Source organism: Emergencia sp. (assembly GCF_048465375.1).
GTDB lineage: Bacteria > Bacillota > Clostridia > Peptostreptococcales > Anaerovoracaceae > Senimuribacter.
This window is the reverse complement of sequence record NZ_DBFWLQ010000008.1, coordinates 349177-368110: the sequence shown is the minus strand read 5'-3', so window position 1 is coordinate 368110 and position 18934 is coordinate 349177. Positions and strand designations below refer to the sequence as shown.

14 protein-coding genes are annotated in these 18934 nt (G+C 44.5%); 3 read left to right on the top strand and 11 right to left on the bottom strand.

Features of this window, described 5'->3' with window-relative positions; all coding sequences use genetic code 11:
• Positions 1 to 61: 61 nt before the first annotated feature.
• The 7 genes from ACMQ5W_RS07985 to ortA form a co-directional block, all read right to left on the bottom strand.
• A complete protein-coding gene (locus ACMQ5W_RS07985) occupies positions 62 to 2419 on the bottom strand; it encodes a glycyl radical protein (protein WP_419024709.1) in 2358 nt (785 codons plus the stop codon).
• Positions 2413 to 3339 carry a glycyl-radical enzyme activating protein gene (locus tag ACMQ5W_RS07980; protein WP_419024708.1) on the bottom strand — a complete coding sequence of 309 codons (927 nt, stop codon included), beginning with the start codon at positions 3337 to 3339 and terminating at the stop codon, positions 2413 to 2415. Before ACMQ5W_RS07980 ends, ACMQ5W_RS07985 begins: the two co-directional genes overlap by 7 nt.
• A gap of 34 nt (positions 3340 to 3373) precedes the next feature.
• A complete protein-coding gene (locus tag ACMQ5W_RS07975; RefSeq protein ID WP_419024707.1) occupies positions 3374 to 4114 on the bottom strand; it encodes an SDR family oxidoreductase in 741 nt (246 codons plus the stop codon).
• Positions 4115 to 4184: 70 nt separating this feature from the next.
• Positions 4185 to 6548, bottom strand: coding sequence for a glycyl radical protein (locus tag ACMQ5W_RS07970; protein WP_419024706.1), 2364 nt, complete (start codon positions 6546 to 6548; stop codon positions 4185 to 4187).
• Between the two features lie 255 nt (positions 6549 to 6803).
• Positions 6804 to 8318, bottom strand: a complete 1515-nt coding sequence (locus ACMQ5W_RS07965; protein ID WP_148490406.1) for a sodium-dependent transporter — start codon at positions 8316 to 8318, stop codon at positions 6804 to 6806.
• A gap of 468 nt (positions 8319 to 8786) precedes the next feature.
• A complete protein-coding gene (gene ortB, locus ACMQ5W_RS07960) occupies positions 8787 to 10205 on the bottom strand; it encodes a 2-amino-4-oxopentanoate thiolase subunit OrtB (protein WP_419024705.1) in 1419 nt (472 codons plus the stop codon).
• Positions 10205 to 10507, bottom strand: a complete 303-nt coding sequence (ortA, locus tag ACMQ5W_RS07955) for a 2-amino-4-oxopentanoate thiolase subunit OrtA (protein WP_419024704.1) — start codon at positions 10505 to 10507, stop codon at positions 10205 to 10207. Before ortA ends, ortB begins: the two co-directional genes overlap by 1 nt.
• Before the next feature lie 138 nt (positions 10508 to 10645).
• Between ortA and ACMQ5W_RS07950 the strand changes: the two genes are divergently transcribed.
• Together ACMQ5W_RS07950 and ACMQ5W_RS07945 are read left to right on the top strand one after the other, a co-directional pair.
• Positions 10646 to 11653, top strand: a complete 1008-nt coding sequence (locus ACMQ5W_RS07950) for a proline racemase family protein (protein ID WP_419024703.1) — start codon at positions 10646 to 10648, stop codon at positions 11651 to 11653.
• Between the two features lie 15 nt (positions 11654 to 11668).
• Positions 11669 to 13423 carry a sigma-54 interaction domain-containing protein gene (locus ACMQ5W_RS07945; protein ID WP_419024702.1) on the top strand — a complete coding sequence of 585 codons (1755 nt, stop codon included), beginning with the start codon at positions 11669 to 11671 and terminating at the stop codon, positions 13421 to 13423.
• A 66-nt stretch (positions 13424 to 13489) separates the two neighbouring features.
• Here ACMQ5W_RS07945 and ACMQ5W_RS07940 read toward each other — a convergent pair whose 3' ends face one another.
• From ACMQ5W_RS07940 to ACMQ5W_RS07925, 4 genes are read right to left on the bottom strand one after another with little or no spacing between them, the layout of a single operon-like run.
• Positions 13490 to 13774 (bottom strand): hypothetical protein, encoded by a 285-nt coding sequence (locus ACMQ5W_RS07940; protein ID WP_419024701.1) that lies wholly within the window; start codon positions 13772 to 13774, stop codon positions 13490 to 13492.
• Between the two features lie 29 nt (positions 13775 to 13803).
• Positions 13804 to 15777: a hypothetical protein gene (locus tag ACMQ5W_RS07935; protein WP_419024700.1), complete on the bottom strand. Its 1974-nt coding sequence runs from the start codon at positions 15775 to 15777 to the stop codon at positions 13804 to 13806.
• Positions 15761 to 17851 (bottom strand): efflux RND transporter permease subunit, encoded by a 2091-nt coding sequence (locus ACMQ5W_RS07930; RefSeq protein WP_419024699.1) that lies wholly within the window; start codon positions 17849 to 17851, stop codon positions 15761 to 15763. Before ACMQ5W_RS07930 ends, ACMQ5W_RS07935 begins: the two co-directional genes overlap by 17 nt.
• Positions 17848 to 18147, bottom strand: coding sequence for a hypothetical protein (locus tag ACMQ5W_RS07925; RefSeq protein ID WP_419024698.1), 300 nt, complete (start codon positions 18145 to 18147; stop codon positions 17848 to 17850). The genes ACMQ5W_RS07930 and ACMQ5W_RS07925 overlap by 4 nt, the downstream gene beginning before the upstream one ends.
• Before the next feature lie 197 nt (positions 18148 to 18344).
• On the opposite strand from ACMQ5W_RS07925, the gene ACMQ5W_RS07920 reads away from it, so the two are divergent.
• Positions 18345 to 18929 carry a TetR/AcrR family transcriptional regulator C-terminal domain-containing protein gene (locus ACMQ5W_RS07920; protein WP_419024697.1) on the top strand — a complete coding sequence of 195 codons (585 nt, stop codon included), beginning with the start codon at positions 18345 to 18347 and terminating at the stop codon, positions 18927 to 18929.
• The last annotated feature ends 5 nt before the right edge of the window (positions 18930 to 18934 follow it).

The window sequence follows — 18934 nt, the reverse complement described above, 5'->3', positions numbered from 1 at the left end:
TTTGTCCTCCCGTCATGTGGCAGCATCTAATTTTATATACTGATGTTATCTACGTTTCTTATCAAAGCCCTTTCTGTATGGTTCTCTGGATGATATTGTCCTGAATTTCTTTACCAAGTTCCACGAAGTAAGCGGAATATCCCGCTACGCGAACAATGATGTTTCTGTACTTTTCGGGTTCCTTCTGTGCAGCCAAAAGAGTTTCATCGTCCAAAACATTGATCTGAATGTGATATCCTCCCTGTGCAAAGTGGGCGCGGAATACGCTTTCTATGATGTCGAGACCTTTTTCTCCGGCAGCAATGGTCGGGTCAAACCTTTGATTGAGCAGCATTCCGCTCTGCGGAACAAGTTCGTCGCAGGCAGCGAGAGAGTTTACAACGGCGGTAGGCCCGTTAACATCCATACCGATCATCGGGGACGCATTGTCTGCAAGAGGGCTATATGCCAGCCTGCCGTCAGGCATAGCCCCTACATTTTTACCCATTTCAACATTGTATACGACTGTCGCATGTAAGCTGGTCCATTGACCACCGTGGGCATCCTTAAACCTCTTCATGGATCTGTCAATCGTATCCACAAACCATTCTCCATATTTGTCAGCCTGTTCAATATTGTTTCCAAATTTCGGTGCCTTGTTGATCAAAAGCTGCCGCATATTTTCTTTTCCATCAAAATTCGTATCAATCAAAGCGAGTAACTCGTCCATGCTGAGATAATGCTTATTAAATACACATTCTTCCATGGCGGCAAAGGAGTCGATCAGGTTTGCCATACTTGCAATAGAAACAGTCGTATAGTGATGGTCTGAGCCCTTTTGCTGGAGCATCTTCCCTTTTTCGATGCAGCCCACAGAGAAGCAGGAAGCCGTAATCGTAGGCAGTGTAAAGGCATGGCCGCCTAACGTCGCATTGGCAAGGTTGATCATTTTCTCCATAAAGAAATCCAGCTGCGTCTCAAATGCTTTCATCACATCTTTGATGCAGGTAAATTCTCTAGGGTCTCCAGTTTTGATACCCAGCTGTTTCTTCGAAATTGGATCGTAACCGTTATGCAGTGTAATTTCCAATATCTTGTTGACGTTGAAGTTTGCTGAATTTGTCTGAAAATCCGTGATGCCGCAGACAACCGGTTCAATGCAGCCGCAGATACCCCAGTTCCTTGCTTCCTTGAGGGTAAATCCCAGACTCAGCAGATAGGTAATGGCGGCGGTATCGTTATAAAACGCCGGATGTCCCCCGGAGTCTCTGGCAGCTTTGATTGCTAAGCGGAAAGTCTCTTCGTTTACGCCCGGATGGAACCGGAAGGAAATACAAGGCTCATCGGTCTGCAGATCAAGCAGGCAGCGCAGAAATACATTGGTCAGTTCGTTACAGGCATCTCTCCCGTTTTCCTTGACCCCGCCCAGCATGACATGCATCCAGAGCGGGCATCCCGGAACTGCGATGGATTCCTTGTACTGACGGATATTCCACAGTTCAGCAATCTTCAGCTTGAACTCGTGAATGATTTCCTGGAAATACACCTCGTCTTTCCCTTCTGCCGTTTCCTTTTCAAAGAAGGGATACATATATTGGTCAAAACGTCCCAGACAGTGATCACCGCCGGCAGCCTCAAGCACGATAGAAAGATGCGTGAACCATACCAATTGTGCAGCCTGTAAGAAAGACTTCGGGGCGAACTCGGGCACTGTCCTGCAGTTTTCCGCCATGGTCAGAAGCTCCTGCTTTCTTCTTTTGTCTGTACATTCTGCAGCTTGTTGCTCAGCTAAATCTGCATAACGATGTGCAAAGCCGATAATTCCTTCCATTACAATAATCATGGCTTCCCAGTTGATCCTCTGTTCCATGTCATAGACATCTTTGCAGACAAAAGCTGCAAGCTTCTCTTTACATTGATCAATATATTGGCAATATCCGTATTTGATCAAGTTATCGTAGTCTGGTGTGTGATTCATGGTCGATTGATTGGAAACGCCGTGTGTGAAGACAAGCGCATCTACCATGTCCTTCACATCGTCGTCTTCCAGTTTTACTGCAAAGTCTCCGAAGGTGTTCCCGCGCCACTTTTCGACAATCTGCCTGAGTTCCTCTTTTTCCTCTTCGTTTCTAAAGTGAAGGCGGTCAGAGACTCTTTGATCGAGTGTTTCAAAGTCGTCATATAACCACTTCGTAACGTCCGGATGAAGGGGCACTGCCTGAATGCTATCTCCCGCATGACCTGCAATTTGCGAATCTGGATCGATAAAAATCTTTTTGTTTTCTAAGAAGTATCTGAACGCCTTCGCTCTTCTCAAGATATAGTTGTCCATTGAAGGCTGACTATAGAATTCCGTCATCAGTCTTGCGCGATCGAGATCAATTGTCGGGTCCGCATTGCGAACTTTATCATTCAGTCTTACAATTCTCTGTGTTAACATTTTATACCCTCCTTTTTGTTGTCCTTCATATAAAAGCTGTATTTACCGTATTTATTTAAAACAGCATTTGCGATTCCGGTAAGCTGCATCATTTTCTCATCTGACGGCGGTTCCGTACCTTTCAAATCATAGGTTCTCCCCAAAGCCTCATACTTGGATTCTCCAAAATTGTGATACTTCAAAAGCTCGTATTCCCTCACAGTAGGAAGTTGGCAGATAAACTCTGCAATGCCTTTTATGTTCTCTGGTGTATCAGTGTATCCTGGTACAACAGGCGTCCTGATCGTCAGCGGGATGCCATATTCCGAGATTCGTTTCATGTTGTCCAATATCAGTTTGTTACTTCTGCCTGTGACCGCTTCATGTTTTTGAGGATCTATAATTTTGATGTCCATAAACATCGAGTTTATATAGGGGAGCGCATTTTTAAAACTGTCAAAAGCGCTGTAACCACAACTTTCGATACACACATCGATACGGTTCTGCTGGCACTTCTTAGCGATTTGCTCCAGATATTTTCCATAGGTTAAGGGTTCACCTCCTGAAAATGTGACGCCCCCTCCTTTAATGTCGTAAAAGATCTTGTCCTTGTTGATTTCCTCAAACAGCGCATCGATTGTATAGTCTTTTCCTACCAACTTTTTAGCCTCCGCATAACAGATATCCGTACATTCGGTGCATTCATCTGGACAAAACGATCTGTCAATGTGCCCTCCTCCGTCTATCGTCTGCTTAGGGCAGTGTTTCATACAAAGTCCGCAGCCGATACATTTAGACGGATATTCTGTAACCTCGCGATGATAGGACTGTGATTCGGGGTTGGCGCACCACGGACATCTAAGCGGGCAGCCTTTGAAAAAAACAAGTGTGCGGATTCCGTGTCCGTCATGAATAGAACATTTTTGAACGTTAAATATCATAGAGATTTCTCCTTATATTCTTTTGACCGCGAAATTACCCCAGATACATGCCACCGTTTGCATGGAAGACCTGCCCCGTAATGTAACTCGCTTTTTCAGAGGCTAGGAATACGATGGCGTTTGCAATCTCCTCAGGCTGGCCGATATGCCCCACAGGCAGTTTTTCCAGATACGCTTCCTTGCTAGCAGCAATCCTCTCTTTTGTCATTTCGGTTTCTGTAATACCTGGCGCTACACAATTGAGGCGAATTCCTTCAGGACCAAGTTCGCGGGCAAGGGTCCTTGTCAAACCGACCACTGCCGCCTTACTTGCGCTGTAATGGCTGTATCCCGGGCATCCATAAAATGCGTCCTGTGAAACAACACTTACCACGGAGCCTTTCGCTTTGATGATGTAGGGAATTGCCGAATGAATCACGTTGTAGGCTCCGTTTAAATCTACGGAAATCGTCCTTTGCCATTTCTCTGGGGTCATGTCCATAAAAAAAGCCTCTTCGAAAATTGCAGCGCAGTGTACCAGTATATCAATCCCCCCTGCTTCTTCTGCCAAAGTCGAGATAGCCTGCTTTGACATTTCGTAATCGGCAATATCCATTGTCGCGATATATGACTGGCTGCCAAGTTGTTGTACCTGTTCGGCCATTTCCACAAGTGGTGCCTGTCTGCGTCCTGCCCCCAGGATCACAGCTCCTTCCCTTGCCATCTCTATGGCTGTCTGCCTGCCGATCCCCTGTCCTGCACCTGTGATCAAAACTTTTTTATTTTCTAACAGCATTTTAGTTCCTCCTTATGGAAGAGAATAAGAGGCGGCGGCGAACCGTCTCTTATTTTCCATTTTATTTACTTTATATTGTTGCTTGAACCGTTCTTTCGATAATGTTTTCTTGGATGCTCTTCTCTAAATCTACGAAAAATGCAGAGTATCCGGCAACACGAACCAACAGATTTCTATAATTCTCTGGATGAGCCTGTGCATCACGCAAAGTTTCATTATCTACAACATTAATTTGAAGATGCTCTCCTTCGTTACCAAAATGAGCGCGAAGAACGGTTTCCAAAACATCTATGCCTTTCTCCCCTTTTACGATATGCGGATCAAATCTCTGATTCAATAAATAACCGCCCTGTGCATTACACCGTTTACCAGAATTCACTGATTTAACGACTGCAGTAGGTCCGCAGACATCCATACCAATCATTGGAGACGCATTATCTGCTACAGGTGTAAATGCCTTACGACCATCAGGTGTCGCGCCAATTATTTTGCCAAGAACCATGTTGTAAGATTGTGTAGCAAAGACGATGTCAAACTCTCCTCCACGGGCATCACGGTATTTTTTTGCCTCATCATTGATTGATTTAGCAACAAATTCCGTGAACTTATCTACTTGTTCTATATCATTTCCATATTTCGGCGCCCTGTTTATAAGCATTTGTCTCAACTCTTCTTTGCCAGCAAAATTTGTTTCCAGTAGATTCATTAACTCATCCATTGTCAGATATCTTTTGTTAAATACACACTCTTCAATAGCAGCAAAAGAGTCAACCAAGTTAGCCAGTCCTGTCACACCAAATGCGCCCCAGCGATGAGGACATCCCCCTTGCTGCATGACCTTTCCATTGTCAATGCATCCTTCCACAAAACAAGAGCCGATAATTGTCGGGCATGCATACGCGTGGCAAGATACGACTTTATCAAACATCTTCACAAACATCTTTACAAAGTATTCCTGCTGAATCAGATAAGATTTCTTCAATTCCTCTAATGAAGTGAATGTTCTGGCATCACCTGTATGTGGTCCTATCTGCTTTCCTGTCACGGGATCCCTGCCATCATTTAAAGCAAGTTCAAAGACTTTGAGCGTATTAAAAAACCCCGTATTAGATTGATAATCTGACTTACCGGCAACGATTGCCTCCGTACATCCTACAAGACTGTAATCTCTAGCCTCTTCCAAACTAAAGCCAAGCTCTTGAAGGCTGAGTACGTTGGCTCCGTCGTTGAAGAACGCCGGATGGCTGTCGCCTTTTAACGCAATTTTCATTGCCAGCCGAAAAGTTTCCTCATCCACGTTTTTGTGAAAACGAAATGAGATGCATGGTTCTTTCGTCTGCAAATCTTCCATTCCCCGCAGAATTAATCTTGTCAAATCATTGCAGGCATCTGTGCCATCAGACTTCATCCCTCCGAGAACAATATGCATATAAAGCGCACATCCTGGATAAGCCTCAGCCTCACCGGCGCTCCTCAGGTACCACATTTCTTCAAATCGCAGCTTAAATTCATGGAGCAGGTCAGTCAGGGACTCTTCAGATTGTCCCTCTGCCAGTGCCTTTTCATAGAAGGGATATAGGTACTGGTCCAGACGTCCTATTGGATGATGATATCCGTTATTTTCTATCATGATGGCGCAATGTGTTAATAGCACCAGCTGTAGAACCTGCTGAAATGTCTGTGGTGGATTTTCGGGAACAACTCTGCAGTCGCCTGCTATAGTTAGAAGTTCTTTTTTTCTCTTTTCATCCGTGCATGTAGCAGCCATCCTCTCTGCCAAATCTGCATATCTGTGGGCAAAATCGATGATTGCTTCCATTGCAATAATCATCGCTTGCCAAGTATACTTCTGGTTCATTTTTTCCAGAGTCATTTCTTCTTTCGCCAAAGACTTTAGCTTTTCCTTGCACTGTTCAATATAGTAACGGTATCCTACCTTTACAAGTTCTGGGTAGTCAGGGTTCATACACATGGTTGACTGCTTTGAGACACCTTTTGTCATAACGCCCACATCTAATGCGTCTAATTCCTCTTCTGAATATTGCATCGCTGTCAAATCTTCAAAAGTTCGGCCTTCCCATTCTTGCAAGATGGCAGAAAGTTCTTTTTTCTCTTCAGGTGATACAAACTGAAAATTGTCAAACTCGCGCTGATCAAGAATATCCCATTCATCTCTGAGCCACCCGGACATTTCTGGAAAAATATTCACAGCTCTTAGGCGAGAAGTTGTATGCCCGGCTAAAAGCCAATCATCATCTATGAAAATTCTCTTATTTTCTAATACATATTTAAAAAGCTTTGCTCTGCTTAGTAGAAAAGGCTCAATAGATGGTCTTTTGCAAAACTCTGTTACCAGTCTTGCACGATCTAAACAGACGGTAGGCACAGTGTCTCGCGCCTTGTCCACCAATCTTTGGATTCTCTCTGATACCATTACAATTCCTCCGTTTCTTATATCAATCGTTTAAGCTTCACCTATTGCAGGGCTCAAGTGCAAAGCAACTCGTTAATTCCATTGTACGAAGTTGCTTTGCAGCACTAAATCTAAACACAAGCCATACAGTCTAAGCCTTTTTCTGGTTTCTGTCCGATTGTAGAACCTTAATTAGACCATAAACAAATCCGCCGACAAAAAAGCCGTAACTCAGAATTGCCATGATAATTGCATCAATACTCATAATTAACCTCCTTACTGCTCATCATAGTGTTCAGGTGGAATTTCAGGGAATGTTTCGCCGTTGAAGTACTTGTTTTTAATTCTATTGGCGACCTTGTCATTAAACAAAATTGTAACAAGAACGATCAGACCACCCTGTAATATAAGGGACCCTACAGTCCCACTTCCGAAAAAGTCGAATGCGTCAGCAGGATCTGCAGAAACTGACTGATATATCCAACCACCCAATACAAAGAGTGTAAGAACTGGTGCTATCACTGTAATCGTCAGTTCGTACCAACGTCCAATCGGGAACTCATCATAAGGAGTATTGAGAAATCTTTCTCTAAATTTCTTTGCACCAAACTTCCAAACGGCGAAACAAACGAACAATGCACCGAATACAAGCAATGTACCTGATACCCAGTCCTCTCTGCCCATGATATCCATGCTCCATGTAGACGGTATTCCAATGATACAGGTTACGATTCCAGCGTACCAAACAGCTTTTTTCTTTGATATTCCCAACTCTTGTATAGCCAGAGAAACCACAGCGATATGCCCAAAATTAGAAGTCAAAACCGCCATGAATAACGCCATGAAGAAACAAATGCCCAGGATATATCCACCATCCATTGTTGCGAAAAGATTAGGAAGCGCAATAAAGCACAGCCCGTTGCTTCCAGACTCCATAACTCCATAAGCTGCTTCTGAACCTAAGGTAGCAAACAGCGAGCAACAGATAGCAGTCGATGCTATGAGTGCGACAGCTGTATCCGATAGTCCCTGCGTAACAGTAGTAAGGGTTATATCAGATTTTGCCTGCGTGTAAACAGCGTAGGAAAGAATTAATCCAAATCCAGGGCCCATTGACCACGCTGTTTGAGCCAAAGCCTCAAGCCAAGTATTTGCCTTTAACAAGTAAGATCCATCAATATGGAATAAATACTGCAGCCCTTCTGTTGCCCCAGGCAACGTCACAGACTTCACGGCGATGATAATTGTACATATGGCTAAAATAGGGATCATAAACTTCATACTTTTTTCTATTCCGCCGCTAATGCCTTTCGACACTACAAAACAGCAAAATAGCAGGATGAGGAAGAAGAAAACCATGGTGATAGGATCTTTTTCTGCCGTCTGTTCAAATAGTGCCACTGTATCTGCCCCTGAAAAACTATTTCTTACCGCGTAAATCAGGTATCTCAATACCCATGCGCAAACTGTAGTGAATGTTGACATAATCATAATAACGATAACAGTCATAAACATGCCCATCCATGTACACTTCTTGCTGACGAAGTCTTTAAAAGCGCCAGGCAGGCCGTGCCTTGTAGATCTGCCTATCGCATGCTCTGACCACATAATAGGAATGGCAAAGCAGAAGAAGATTACTGCGTAAGCAATTAAGAAGGCTCCACCTCCGTTAAGAGTTACGACTCTTGGGAACCTCCAGAAGTTTCCTGCACCGATGGCTGCACCGATTAAGGTTAGCAAAAGTCCAATGCGGCTGCTGAAACCTTGTCCTTTTTTTACTTTTGTTTCCATTACTTCTACTATCTCCTTTCATACTAAATTACAACAACTCTTGGTCTCCCACATGCCATGTTTCCCCCGCATTTTCGTAATCTGCGCAAATTACCTTCTCATCATGAATGGATTAATGCGGGTGAAAGACAATAATATATTTCGCAATTTATATGCCAAACTTTTTTCACTTTATCCAACATATTTTTGAAAAATAGAGCGAATGAATTTCTAAAATTCCAGACACTTTCTCGGTTTAAAATGTAAAATTACAGTACCTGAAGTATTCATGTGTAAAAAATGACACCTTTTTACTTATAAAAAGCGTTTATCTATTTACAATTTCTTCGTGTGTGTAATTAAATACACACGATATCAGCATTTATGGGTAATTTTTTTCACATTTCCCTCCAGATGTGAGGTCACATCCCCTCAAAACAAAAGAAAACCCTTTTAAGGTTTCCTTTTGCAAATATTCATTTGCGGCAGTTACATCAGTCCTGCTTCCAGCAAAACATTTTTTACGTACTTTACGTCGGTATTTGTATCTGCCGCCAAAAATCTCAAGTCCTCTTGAGTCGGCTTGCTGCCATTTGCACGCAGTACAGCTCTCTTGATCATATTCTTGCGCATATGGTCCAGATCTGCATCTTTACATCGCAACATGCTGAGATCATCTGGAAGAATGATATTTTTGCCCGGAACATCCTCTGCGGAAGGATCCCCAAATTTAATTTCGATCCCATTTTCTCTGGCAAAGGACAGTTGCGGCTGGATGTGCTTGCCCGCACCAGTATACTCCGTTTCGGTCACTACTATGATTTCGTCTTTCGGCAGAGTCTGTGCCAGAGAGAAGGCACATGCCAGTGCAGTGTTGCCCGCCGGCCCTCTTTCAATGCCTTCTAGTATAGCAAGCATCTCGGTCATGTACATGACTTCCCCCTGTGTGATGGTAACATAGCGATCCATATACCGCAAAGGGCGTGCTGCGCTTCTTGGAATATCACCGCTGTCAGGGTTCATCGCGTGAGGAATGCCAAAGCCCGTATGGCCTGTCGTACAGGACTTCATGTTGAACTGTGAGTCCGACGCCATGTGAAGACCCGTCAGATCAATGGAGGCGCCGATAATCTGTGTATTCTTGCAGCCACATTTGGCAAGGCCTCTCGCAGTTCCTGTCACCATGCCGCCTCCCGCATACGTACAGACTGCCATGGCAGGTTTCTTCCCATAACGTTCCAATACTTCTCTGCCAATCTCGTAACCCAGGGTTTCTACACCTGCCATGCCAAATGGAGAGTAGAGCGAGGCGTTAAAATATCCAGTGTCCTCCATTAAAGAAAGATGCTCGTAGAAGAGTTCCGGTCCGACGGTCAGCTGAATGACTTCTGCTCCCAATGCCTCACATTTTCTCGCCTTTTCTATGATTTCCGGCTGGCCCAGACCCTTAGAATCATAACACTCCTGAACGATGATGGCCTTTAATCCCCGCATCGCAGCCTGTGATGCGACCGCTGCCCCATAGTTTCCCGAAGTAGCGGCGATAACCCCTTCATAGCCCAGCTTTTTTGCTTGGGCGACGGCAATAGAAGCTCTCCTATCCTTGAAAGAACCGGACGGATTTGCCCCTTCGTCTTTCGTCAGAATTCTTGCTCCATAACCGGGCTGGGCATATTTTCTGGCAAGTGCAGTTATATTTCTAAGCTCCAGTAAAGGGGTACTGCCTACGCCTGTTTCCTTTTGAATCGCAATGACTTCCTGCAAATCATATCCCGCCGCCTTCATTAACTTTTCGTAATCAAATGCGATAGAGCCGCTTTCAAATTGGCTGTAATCCAATCCCAGCGCCTTTTTCATGATTTCCTCTGACCTTGCCATGACGGAATGATAATCTTTTGCTAACGGCATTACTTTTCACCTCCAAACATCATTTTTCTAATTCTCTTGTCAATTTCAATGATTTCAGGAACAAAATCCCCATAGCTGTGGGTATAATGAGGCCGTTCTTCCAAAAGAACACCGCTCTGCACTCTGCCGGCGGCGGTTTCAACACTTACCACATCGCCACATTCTGCACTGTCCTCAATTAAAAAACCTTTTACCCACATTTCCAAATCACACCTTTTCGTGTCCTCTGGGATTTTTGCTGTCCGCTCTTCCGCTTTTAATACGATATTGTGAATGCGAATCCAATCTCCTTTTTTTGCCATTTAAAGTCCTCCTTTTCTTTTGTCTTACTTGCTATCTCTGCAATATACAGCAAACTTCATGCCATTGCACAGACCTATCTTGGCACAAAACTTGCGCTATAATTTCTAAAGTTACAACATATAAAAGGAGGTTTTTTAATGAATGCAAAAAAAGTTTTTCGTACGATAGAAACTCACACCCTAGGTCAGCCTACACGCAATATCGTGGGAGGATTTCCATGGGTGCCAGGCAAAACCATGACAGAAAAATTCATCTATATGAAGGAAAACGAGGACTGGTTCCGCAGGTTGTTATCCTATGAACCCAGGGGGAACGATTACATGTCCTGTACATTGATTACAGAGCCCTGTACACCGGGAACAGATGTAGGCGTGCTTTATTTTGAAACCAGCGGTTGGCTGCCGATGTGCGGTCACGATACCATCGGCGTATCCGTAGCCCTGATTGAAACGGGAATGGTGAAGGTAACAGAGCCGATTACGGTGCTCAAGCTGGATACTGCCGCAGGGGTTATCACAGTCGAGGCCAAAGTAGAACACGGTACCGTTCAGGAAGTTTCCTTTACCAACGCGCCCGCCTTTGTGCTCAGTGAAGATCTCATAGTGAAAACAGAGGAGTTTGGCCCATTAACCATGGACGTTTCCTGGGGAGGCAATCTTTACGCTATCCTGCCAGCAGCATCCATCGGCATTCCGATCTGCCCCGAAAACAGTGCAAAACTGGTAGAAGCCGCCCAGTCTATCGCCAGGGATATCAACACCCAGGCTGACTTCCGCCATCCTGATCTGCAGTTTGTATCAGAAGTGACCCATATCGAATTCTATGGGGAACCGATAGAGCAAGGCGCCGATATTAAGAACTGCGTCGTGGCACTGCCTAAGACCGTTGATCGTTCGCCGTGCGGTACGGGTACCTCTGCAAAATCTGCCGTATTATATAACAAAGGGAAGTTAAAAGTTGGCGAGAGCTTCGTTCATGAAAGCATTATCGGGTCCTGCTTTACATGCGAAATCGTCGGTGAAACGACTGTGGCAGGGTTTCCCGCTGTCATTCCAAAGGTTACAGGCAACGCCTGCATCCAAGGTTTTGCCACCTGGATTCTCGATCCTAAAGACGAATTCCCAGAAGGATTTCTCCTGGGATAATGAATATTAGACGCTATGAAGACATCAGACAAGAATAATTGCATAACACGCTTCAAGATAAAGGCGAGCAGCAATGGCGAGGACAAAACGTTCAAGAATATCAATACGATTGCAGAAGTGCTCTTTGACTTTTTGGTCCATGAAAAAGGCCTGCAGGACGAAGACATCGCCCTTTGTACCGCCAGCGGTTTTATATTGCGCTCTTTTCCCGCCGCCTCTTCAGAAAATAGTTCCCCGCCGATGCAGGATGAGAATTTCTCTTCTGAAGATCAGTTTATGATCATGGCAGATTCTCGTTCCCATAGATTAAAAGAGATTGAAGCGCTCCAAGAGAGCTTCACCTCCTTCTTTTCTATTTTTTATCACAATGAACAGCTGCGTAATTTTATATTCGATGGTCTGGATGCATTGCCGAACTCCCTCTTCATATATGATGAGAAGTTACGGCTGCTGTATGCAAACTCTGATACCTGCAGCTATATTCACATTAAAGACAGGGACCACGAATTAGGCAAACCGATCAATCAAATTCTCGAGGAGTGCGGCGTTCAATTTACATCTGTAAAAAAGCCTCACAACTATTTGAAGGTGAACGATGTCATAAAATATGGCAAGCCCGTTATCGACTGGGAAGTTGAAGTGACAAATGTTAAAGATCCAAGCGATCACATGATTGCCTCTAACGATATGTATCCTATATTCGATGCAGAGGGCAAAGTGAGCGGCGTAGCTGAAATTTCCCGCTCCCGAAACACGAGAATTAAGCAGGTCAGGGATACCCTGGGGCTGACTGCCGACTATACTTTTGAAGACATCCTCGGTGACAGCAAGCCGATGGCCGATGCAAAGAGTCTTGCCATGTCATTTGCCGCCAGCCCGTACAATGTTTTGATCTATGGTGAAAGCGGCGTCGGCAAGGAACTATTCGCCCAGTCCATTCACAATTACAGCGTGCGCAGGAACAAACCTTTTGTCGCCATAAACTGCGCCAGCATTTCGCCGGAACTGATCGACAGCGAACTATTTGGATACGAAAGCGGTGCATTCACCGGAGCCGCGAAAAACGGCCATGTGGGAAAGTTTGAGTTATCAAACGGGGGCACTTTGTTTCTCGATGAAGTCGCTGAATTGCCTCTCCACGCGCAGACAAAGCTGCTGCGCACGTTGGAAACCAATCAGATTACCAGAATCGGCGGCACGAAGAACATATCGGTAGCCGTCAGAGTCATCGCCGCTACAAATCGCTCCTTGGAAAAGATGATTGAGGAAGGACTTTTCAGAGAAGACCTCTATTACCGGCTGATGGTTCTCAATCTGACGATTCCGCCGCTGAGAGAACGCCCGGAGGACATCATGCCATGCTGTGATTTCTTCATGAAACAGGCGATGCGCATCAACAATTTTGAACGCAAGACCATCGATAACGAGGCCAGGAAACTGCTGGCAAAGTATGATTGGCCCGGCAATGTCAGAGAACTGCGAAATGTAATAAACCGCGTTTACGTGATGTCTAGTTCTTCTGTCATAACATGCGAGACTTTAGTCAGCGCATTTCAATCGAGCAAAGCCCACTATAACAGTTTTTCAGAAATGAAATCTCCAGAAGAGCTGCTGCAAGAAAAACGGCTTCAAGTGAATCGTGCCTATGTCGAGCTGCTAAAAGAAGCCCTTTTGCTGACAAACGGCAATAAAAAAGACGCCGCGGAACTGATGGGCGTCTCAAGAAAGACAATCTATAATATGTTAGAAAAATACAAAGATTTCATGTGAATGATGAGTGCATAACGAAGCGTCGTTCCTATGCACTCATGTCCCCCACAAGGGGACGACGCAATCTTACAAAGCGGGAGAGAACAGTTTGATCGCATTTGCCCTTTTGATATTCTCATAGGCATCCCCTGTGTGATATGCTTCAATTTCTTGCACAAATTTCTTGGCAGAGTCTAAAGAAGCATAGAAGGAGTCGCTTCCGAATAGCGTATGATTTGGCGCCAGCTTTTCTACGGCTGCGAATGCGATATCGTGGCACGATAATGCCGCATCATAATAGAATCTGCCAAAGTATTCATAGATTGGTTTTGAAAGACTGCACCAGCCATCATAAATAAACTCCGGCAGCACCTTATAGTTCTCCTTTTATTTGTAAGCAATTAATATAAGCCAAAAAGTCGTAAGAATTTCTGCCAAAAGCTAAGGGGTATCTCTTTTTCTGAATCATCAGCAGGAACCTCTGCTTTCTCAATGGCCGTTGTCTTGATGACAAACTGTACAGAATCCACATTTGTATTCTTGTCGGATGCAAAGGATACCGTTTCCGTTTCTTCCCCGCCTATGTTGTCAAGGATTTCCCCAATTTCCTCCTCTACCTGTGTATCCATCCCTGCGGTCTTAGCATAAAGCTCCTTGGTCCCATCGTTAAGGGCCGATACTCCATCACAGTAGGCTGCAATGCCATCGTATAGCTTTCCGGCACCGTTTTTCAGCGTATCACTACCGGAAAGCAATGTCTTGCTTCCCTTTGACAGTGACGATACGCCGTCCATAATCTTGGTATATCCTAGCGCCACCTGTGTAACACCGCTGGTATATTCATTGATTCCGCTGTCCAGAAGAGCATAATTTGTCACGATCTGGTCAATTCCACTTGACAGGGCAGCCAATTGTGTTGGCATTTCGCCAAGGGTTTTAGACAATTCCGCGATTTTTATATCGAAGAGATCATACTGCGTTTTCAAAGACCCTAAATTCACGTACAGGGAATTCATGCCGTTATCAAGGTTGTCAAGATAACTCTCTGTGCCCTCAATGGCAGCTTTATTCCCAGATAGAAGCTGTACGGTGTTCTGTAAGGTTTTTATTTGCGACTGTACCTGCGACGCTTGCGTTTCATACCCAGGTTTATCTTCAATAGAATTCAATGTTTTCTGTAAAGACGAAATTTGTGCTGAAAGTTCTTTGATCGCCTGTGTATTCCCTGCTTGCAGTGCATCTATATCTAACCCCTTTTGTGCCATCATCGATTTGTATTGTGCGGTGCCCAGGTTTTGCTTTAATGTAGATGCGCCGTCATATATGTTGTTGATTCCCGCCTTCATGCTGCTGGAAGCACCGATAAGCTCTTTCAGCTGGTCAGCGGAAGCTGCCACTGGTGAAAGACTTATTTGAACCCTTTCCAGTGCCGTCTTGATCTGTGCAGAACTGTCTGTCAGCTCATCGGATTTCTCATTTAAACTGTTCAGTGCCCCCTGTACTGAAGAAATACCTTTTTCTAAAGCTACGACCCCCTTATCTAAATCCGCAACACCGCTGTGTACAGAGGAGATTCCAGAATTTAGTCTACCGCTTTCCTTTTTCAGGGTATTTGAATTGGAATTAAGATCAGTAAATCCATCATTTAGCTTTTTTGTTGCGTTTATCAAGGCAGATACTTGCTCCATCAGTTCTGCATCATCAATTTCGATGTTTAGATTCAGCTTTATTCCGTTGATTGATATGGCGTCCATCTCAAACGCTCTTACGTCGGCTTTGATGCCCGTATCGAGGCCCTTTCCCGGAAGAACAGTATAAGTGATCTGTTTATCAGAGCCGACATTTGCTATTGTTGCATCTGGAGCGCTGATATTTTCGCAAATTCCGCTGTCCAGTGTAATGCTTGCCTGGAGCGCATAGTGGTCATAGAAATCACCTTTACATGCTTTGTTTTCTTTTATGGACAGATGCATTTCAAGGTTTCCACTTTTCCCGGCTATTTCAGAGGCGCTGTATTCTTTCCCATCAAGATAATAGCGAACGGAAATATTCCACGGGGTCTCCACATTTTCCATCGTGCCCTGGTAATATACTTTTTTATCATCGGTGCTGAACGTGATTTTATCTCCTCTCTGTGTGATTTTTTCCGTGCTGGTCAACAGCTTAATATCAGAGTAGTTGCCGTAATCAACGACATTGCCCCTCCCAAAAACATTTACCGCATTTACGCTTGCAACATGACCGGAGGCATCAGTGGTGATATAGATCACTTCCTCCTTTTCACTGGCTGCTACTGACGCAAAGGCGGGAACAATGGGGATGCAGACCAGAATCACTGCAAGGGATGCAGCAATCAACCTAGTATGTCTTTTCATCTTCTTTTCTCTCCTTTTTGATATTTAAAAATTTGCTGCCTTTTGTTGTTCTCTGAATCAGACCGTCGAACAGATACAGCAGTCCCGGCAGCGCGAAGAGAACAATCGCAAGGGAGCACAGAGTTCCCACGCCGAGGAAGTACCCCAGCTGTGACAGAAGTCCATGTGTTGAAAATGCTCCCAGCAAAAACCCAACTACAGTCAATACGCTTGCGGAGGTTATGATTGAAACAGTCACTGTGGAGACGGTCGCAGGCACAGCCTGCTTTTTTGAAAGCTTTTCCCTATATTCCTTGTATCTGTCTGTAAATAAAATAGCATAATCCACCGTTGCTCCAAGTTGAATGGAACTGATAATCAGGTAAGCAATGTAGAAAATCTTATTCCCGGCAAAATACGGAATGGCCAGGTTTATCCAGACTGCCGTCTCAATTGCTAACACTAGAATCGCCGGAATGCAGATGGACTTCATCGTTAGGAGGAGAACAGTAAAGACGGCGGCAATGGCAATGAGGTTTACCTTTACCATATCCGCTGTGACGGTGCGCATCAGATCATAGGTAGAAACGCCCTCGCCAGCGAGAAGCCATTCATCAGGATAATATTGTTCTGCAGTATTTTGTACTTTTTTAATCAAATCAAAGGTTTCTTCTCCCTCATAATCAGCATCAATGGTCAGAACCATTCTCGTATAACGGTCAGAATTCAGTTTTGACAGTGTATCTGTTTCAAGATACTCTTCCGGTATTGTTCCCCCTACGGTGTCCACATAGGAAAGGATGCTTTTTACCTGCGGCAAGGTGTGCAGTGCTTCGGACAATTTCTTCTGTGTTGCAACGCTGTCCTTCGGCACCATTAACACATAAGTATCGCTTTTCCCAAAGGTTTTTTCGATTTTTTCTGTATCTGCCCCGAGCTGTGTTTCTTCCCCGAAAATATGGAATGCCCCGTAGAAAAAACTATTGCTGTTTGATGCGAGGTAGCTTGGAACAATGGTCACTGCGAAGATGCAGACAAAGGGTATCATCATTTTACATACAGCCTTGCCAAAACGTTCAAAGGACGGAAGGAACGGACGATGATGGGTCCTGTCAATCCATCTGTAGGTTGCAAGGGTAAAGACCGGCATAAACAAAAATACCGTGATCAGACTGATCGCGACACCCTTTGCCAATGCCAGACCAAGATCGGGTCCGATTTCAAAACGCATCAGGCAAAGTGCAAGAAAACCGATGACGGTGGTCATTCCGCTTGATAAAATCGATGTCGTCGAGCTGCAGAGTGCCTGCACCATTGCTTCTTTCGGGTCGGCTATCTCTTTGCGGCATTCCGCAAAGCGGTGCAGGAGGAAGACCGAATAGTCAAGAGATACCGCAAGCTGTAATATGTTTCCGGCAGCATTGGTTACAAAGGATATTTCCCCGAACAGCAAGTTGCTTCCGCTGTTGATTATCACAGCAACACCAAGTCCCACCAGAATAACGATTGGTTCTGCGAAGGAAGTTGTGGTCAGAATCAGCACAAGAAATGCAAATATAACGGCGAATACAGCAATCTTCGGAATCTGAGATACCGTGCTTTTTGTAGCTGTCGCAGTGGACACGGCGCTTCCGGTCATGGCATTGCCGTCCCCGATTATGCTGCGCACTTCGTTAAGTGCCTCAATTCTTTTATCTTCCGAAACCGTCACAGAAAACAACGCATTTCCGTCTTTATAATAGGTGTCAAGGGTGTCAGCATCGATAAATCGAAGGGGCTCGGTGATGTTTGCTGCATCATCAAGCCAGGTGATATCGGTAACGCCGTCTACTGCTGCGATTTTGTCCTTGTATTCCATCGCCTTTGCGATTGACACCTTCTCTACCATTACACGAGCGTTGGATATTCCGCCGTCATATTCCTTTTCCATGGTGTTAAGCGCAATGGTAGAAGCTGTGTCAGCTGGCAGATAGTCGTTCATATCATAGTTGACCGGTATAAACGGCTTGCAGGCAAGGCCGATTAGAAACATCACCGCAAAGCCGATCAATATCAGCTTCGGGCGGCTAATTACTTTTTCATAGAATCGCTTCACAGGGTCACCTCCTCGCCTATGATGGTGAAGCTGTTGCGGTCCCCGGCTACATTCAGTCTTATTTTTGTGCCGTCCACCCAGCCTTGTGCCTGATATGTAAATGTTCTTGTCAGCGTAACCATTTGTCCCGAAAAAGTAATCTCTCCGTCAGACGTCAGCTTCCCTGTAAATGGTGTTTCGTTTTGAAACAGGCAGAGTATACCGTCTATATTTTGTTTGCTGTTTTTGCTAAATGATAATGTGCCATCTCGGTATCCAAGCGGGACATGCATGCGTATTTTAAAAACTTGTTCCATATTGGGATCTCCTCTTCATACTTACAAGTGACAGTATAGCGAGAATAAGGTTCCGATTACATGGTCAAATTGCAGGTATCTGGGTAAATACGGTCAAATGCACCGACATTGACGGGCAAATTTACCGGACAAATGTCCAGGGCTGTCCGTTGTAGTATTTGATGGGCAGATGTATAATAAAAGAAAGGAGATTTTTTATGAAACGCGAAGAAAGTACACTTATTACAAAAAAAGCTTTGGCGGCTTCCCTGAAAAAATATATGACTAAAAAGACGCTTAAAAAAATTACAGTCAGCGAAATCATCACTGACTGTAATGTGAATAGAAAGACCTTTTATTATCACTTTGAAGATATCTATGCCTTGCTGAAATGGATGCTGGAACAAGAAGCTGTTGAAGTAGTAAAACAGTTTGATTTGCTCATAGATTATAAAGACGCCATTTTATTTGTTATGGATTATGTCGAAACCAACGCACATATTCTGAACTGCGCCTATGACAGTATGGGAAGAGACGAAATGAAGCGATTTTTGTGTAATGATTTCTATGAGATCATTCGCCGGCTCATAGATGATATGGAGAAATCATTAGACTTAAACGTTCCAGAGGATTTTAAGCAGTTTGTCTGTAATCTATATATGGAGGCATTGGCCGGCACCTTAATCGACGCTTTTAAAAATCGCGGCAACAATGACAGGGAGAAGATGTTGAAATACCTCTCCCTTGTCCTGCACACCTCGCTGCCTGAGACGCTAAAACAAGCGGCAGCAATCTTAGATTAAAGACA

What these genes read in the sequence shown, in the direction of transcription:
- ACMQ5W_RS07975 (WP_419024707.1), bottom strand. Translation starts at nt 4,114, where the DNA reads ATGCTGTTAGAAAATAAAAAAGTTTTGATCACAGGTGCAGGACAGGGG.
- ACMQ5W_RS07925 (WP_419024698.1), bottom strand. Translation starts at nt 18,147, where the DNA reads ATGGAACAAGTTTTTAAAATACGCATGCATGTCCCGCTTGGATACCGA.
- ACMQ5W_RS07920 (WP_419024697.1), top strand. Translation starts at nt 18,345, where the DNA reads ATGAAACGCGAAGAAAGTACACTTATTACAAAAAAAGCTTTGGCGGCT.
- ACMQ5W_RS07985 (WP_419024709.1), bottom strand. Translation starts at nt 2,419, where the DNA reads ATGTTAACACAGAGAATTGTAAGACTGAATGATAAAGTTCGCAATGCG.
- ACMQ5W_RS07980 (WP_419024708.1), bottom strand. Translation starts at nt 3,339, where the DNA reads ATGATATTTAACGTTCAAAAATGTTCTATTCATGACGGACACGGAATC.
- ACMQ5W_RS07950 (WP_419024703.1), top strand. Translation starts at nt 10,646, where the DNA reads ATGAATGCAAAAAAAGTTTTTCGTACGATAGAAACTCACACCCTAGGT.
- ACMQ5W_RS07945 (WP_419024702.1), top strand. Translation starts at nt 11,669, where the DNA reads ATGAAGACATCAGACAAGAATAATTGCATAACACGCTTCAAGATAAAG.
- ortB (WP_419024705.1), bottom strand. Translation starts at nt 10,205, where the DNA reads ATGCCGTTAGCAAAAGATTATCATTCCGTCATGGCAAGGTCAGAGGAA.
- ACMQ5W_RS07970 (WP_419024706.1), bottom strand. Translation starts at nt 6,548, where the DNA reads ATGGTATCAGAGAGAATCCAAAGATTGGTGGACAAGGCGCGAGACACT.
- ortA (WP_419024704.1), bottom strand. Translation starts at nt 10,507, where the DNA reads ATGGCAAAAAAAGGAGATTGGATTCGCATTCACAATATCGTATTAAAA.
- ACMQ5W_RS07965 (WP_148490406.1), bottom strand. Translation starts at nt 8,318, where the DNA reads ATGGAAACAAAAGTAAAAAAAGGACAAGGTTTCAGCAGCCGCATTGGA.
- ACMQ5W_RS07935 (WP_419024700.1), bottom strand. Translation starts at nt 15,777, where the DNA reads ATGAAAAGACATACTAGGTTGATTGCTGCATCCCTTGCAGTGATTCTG.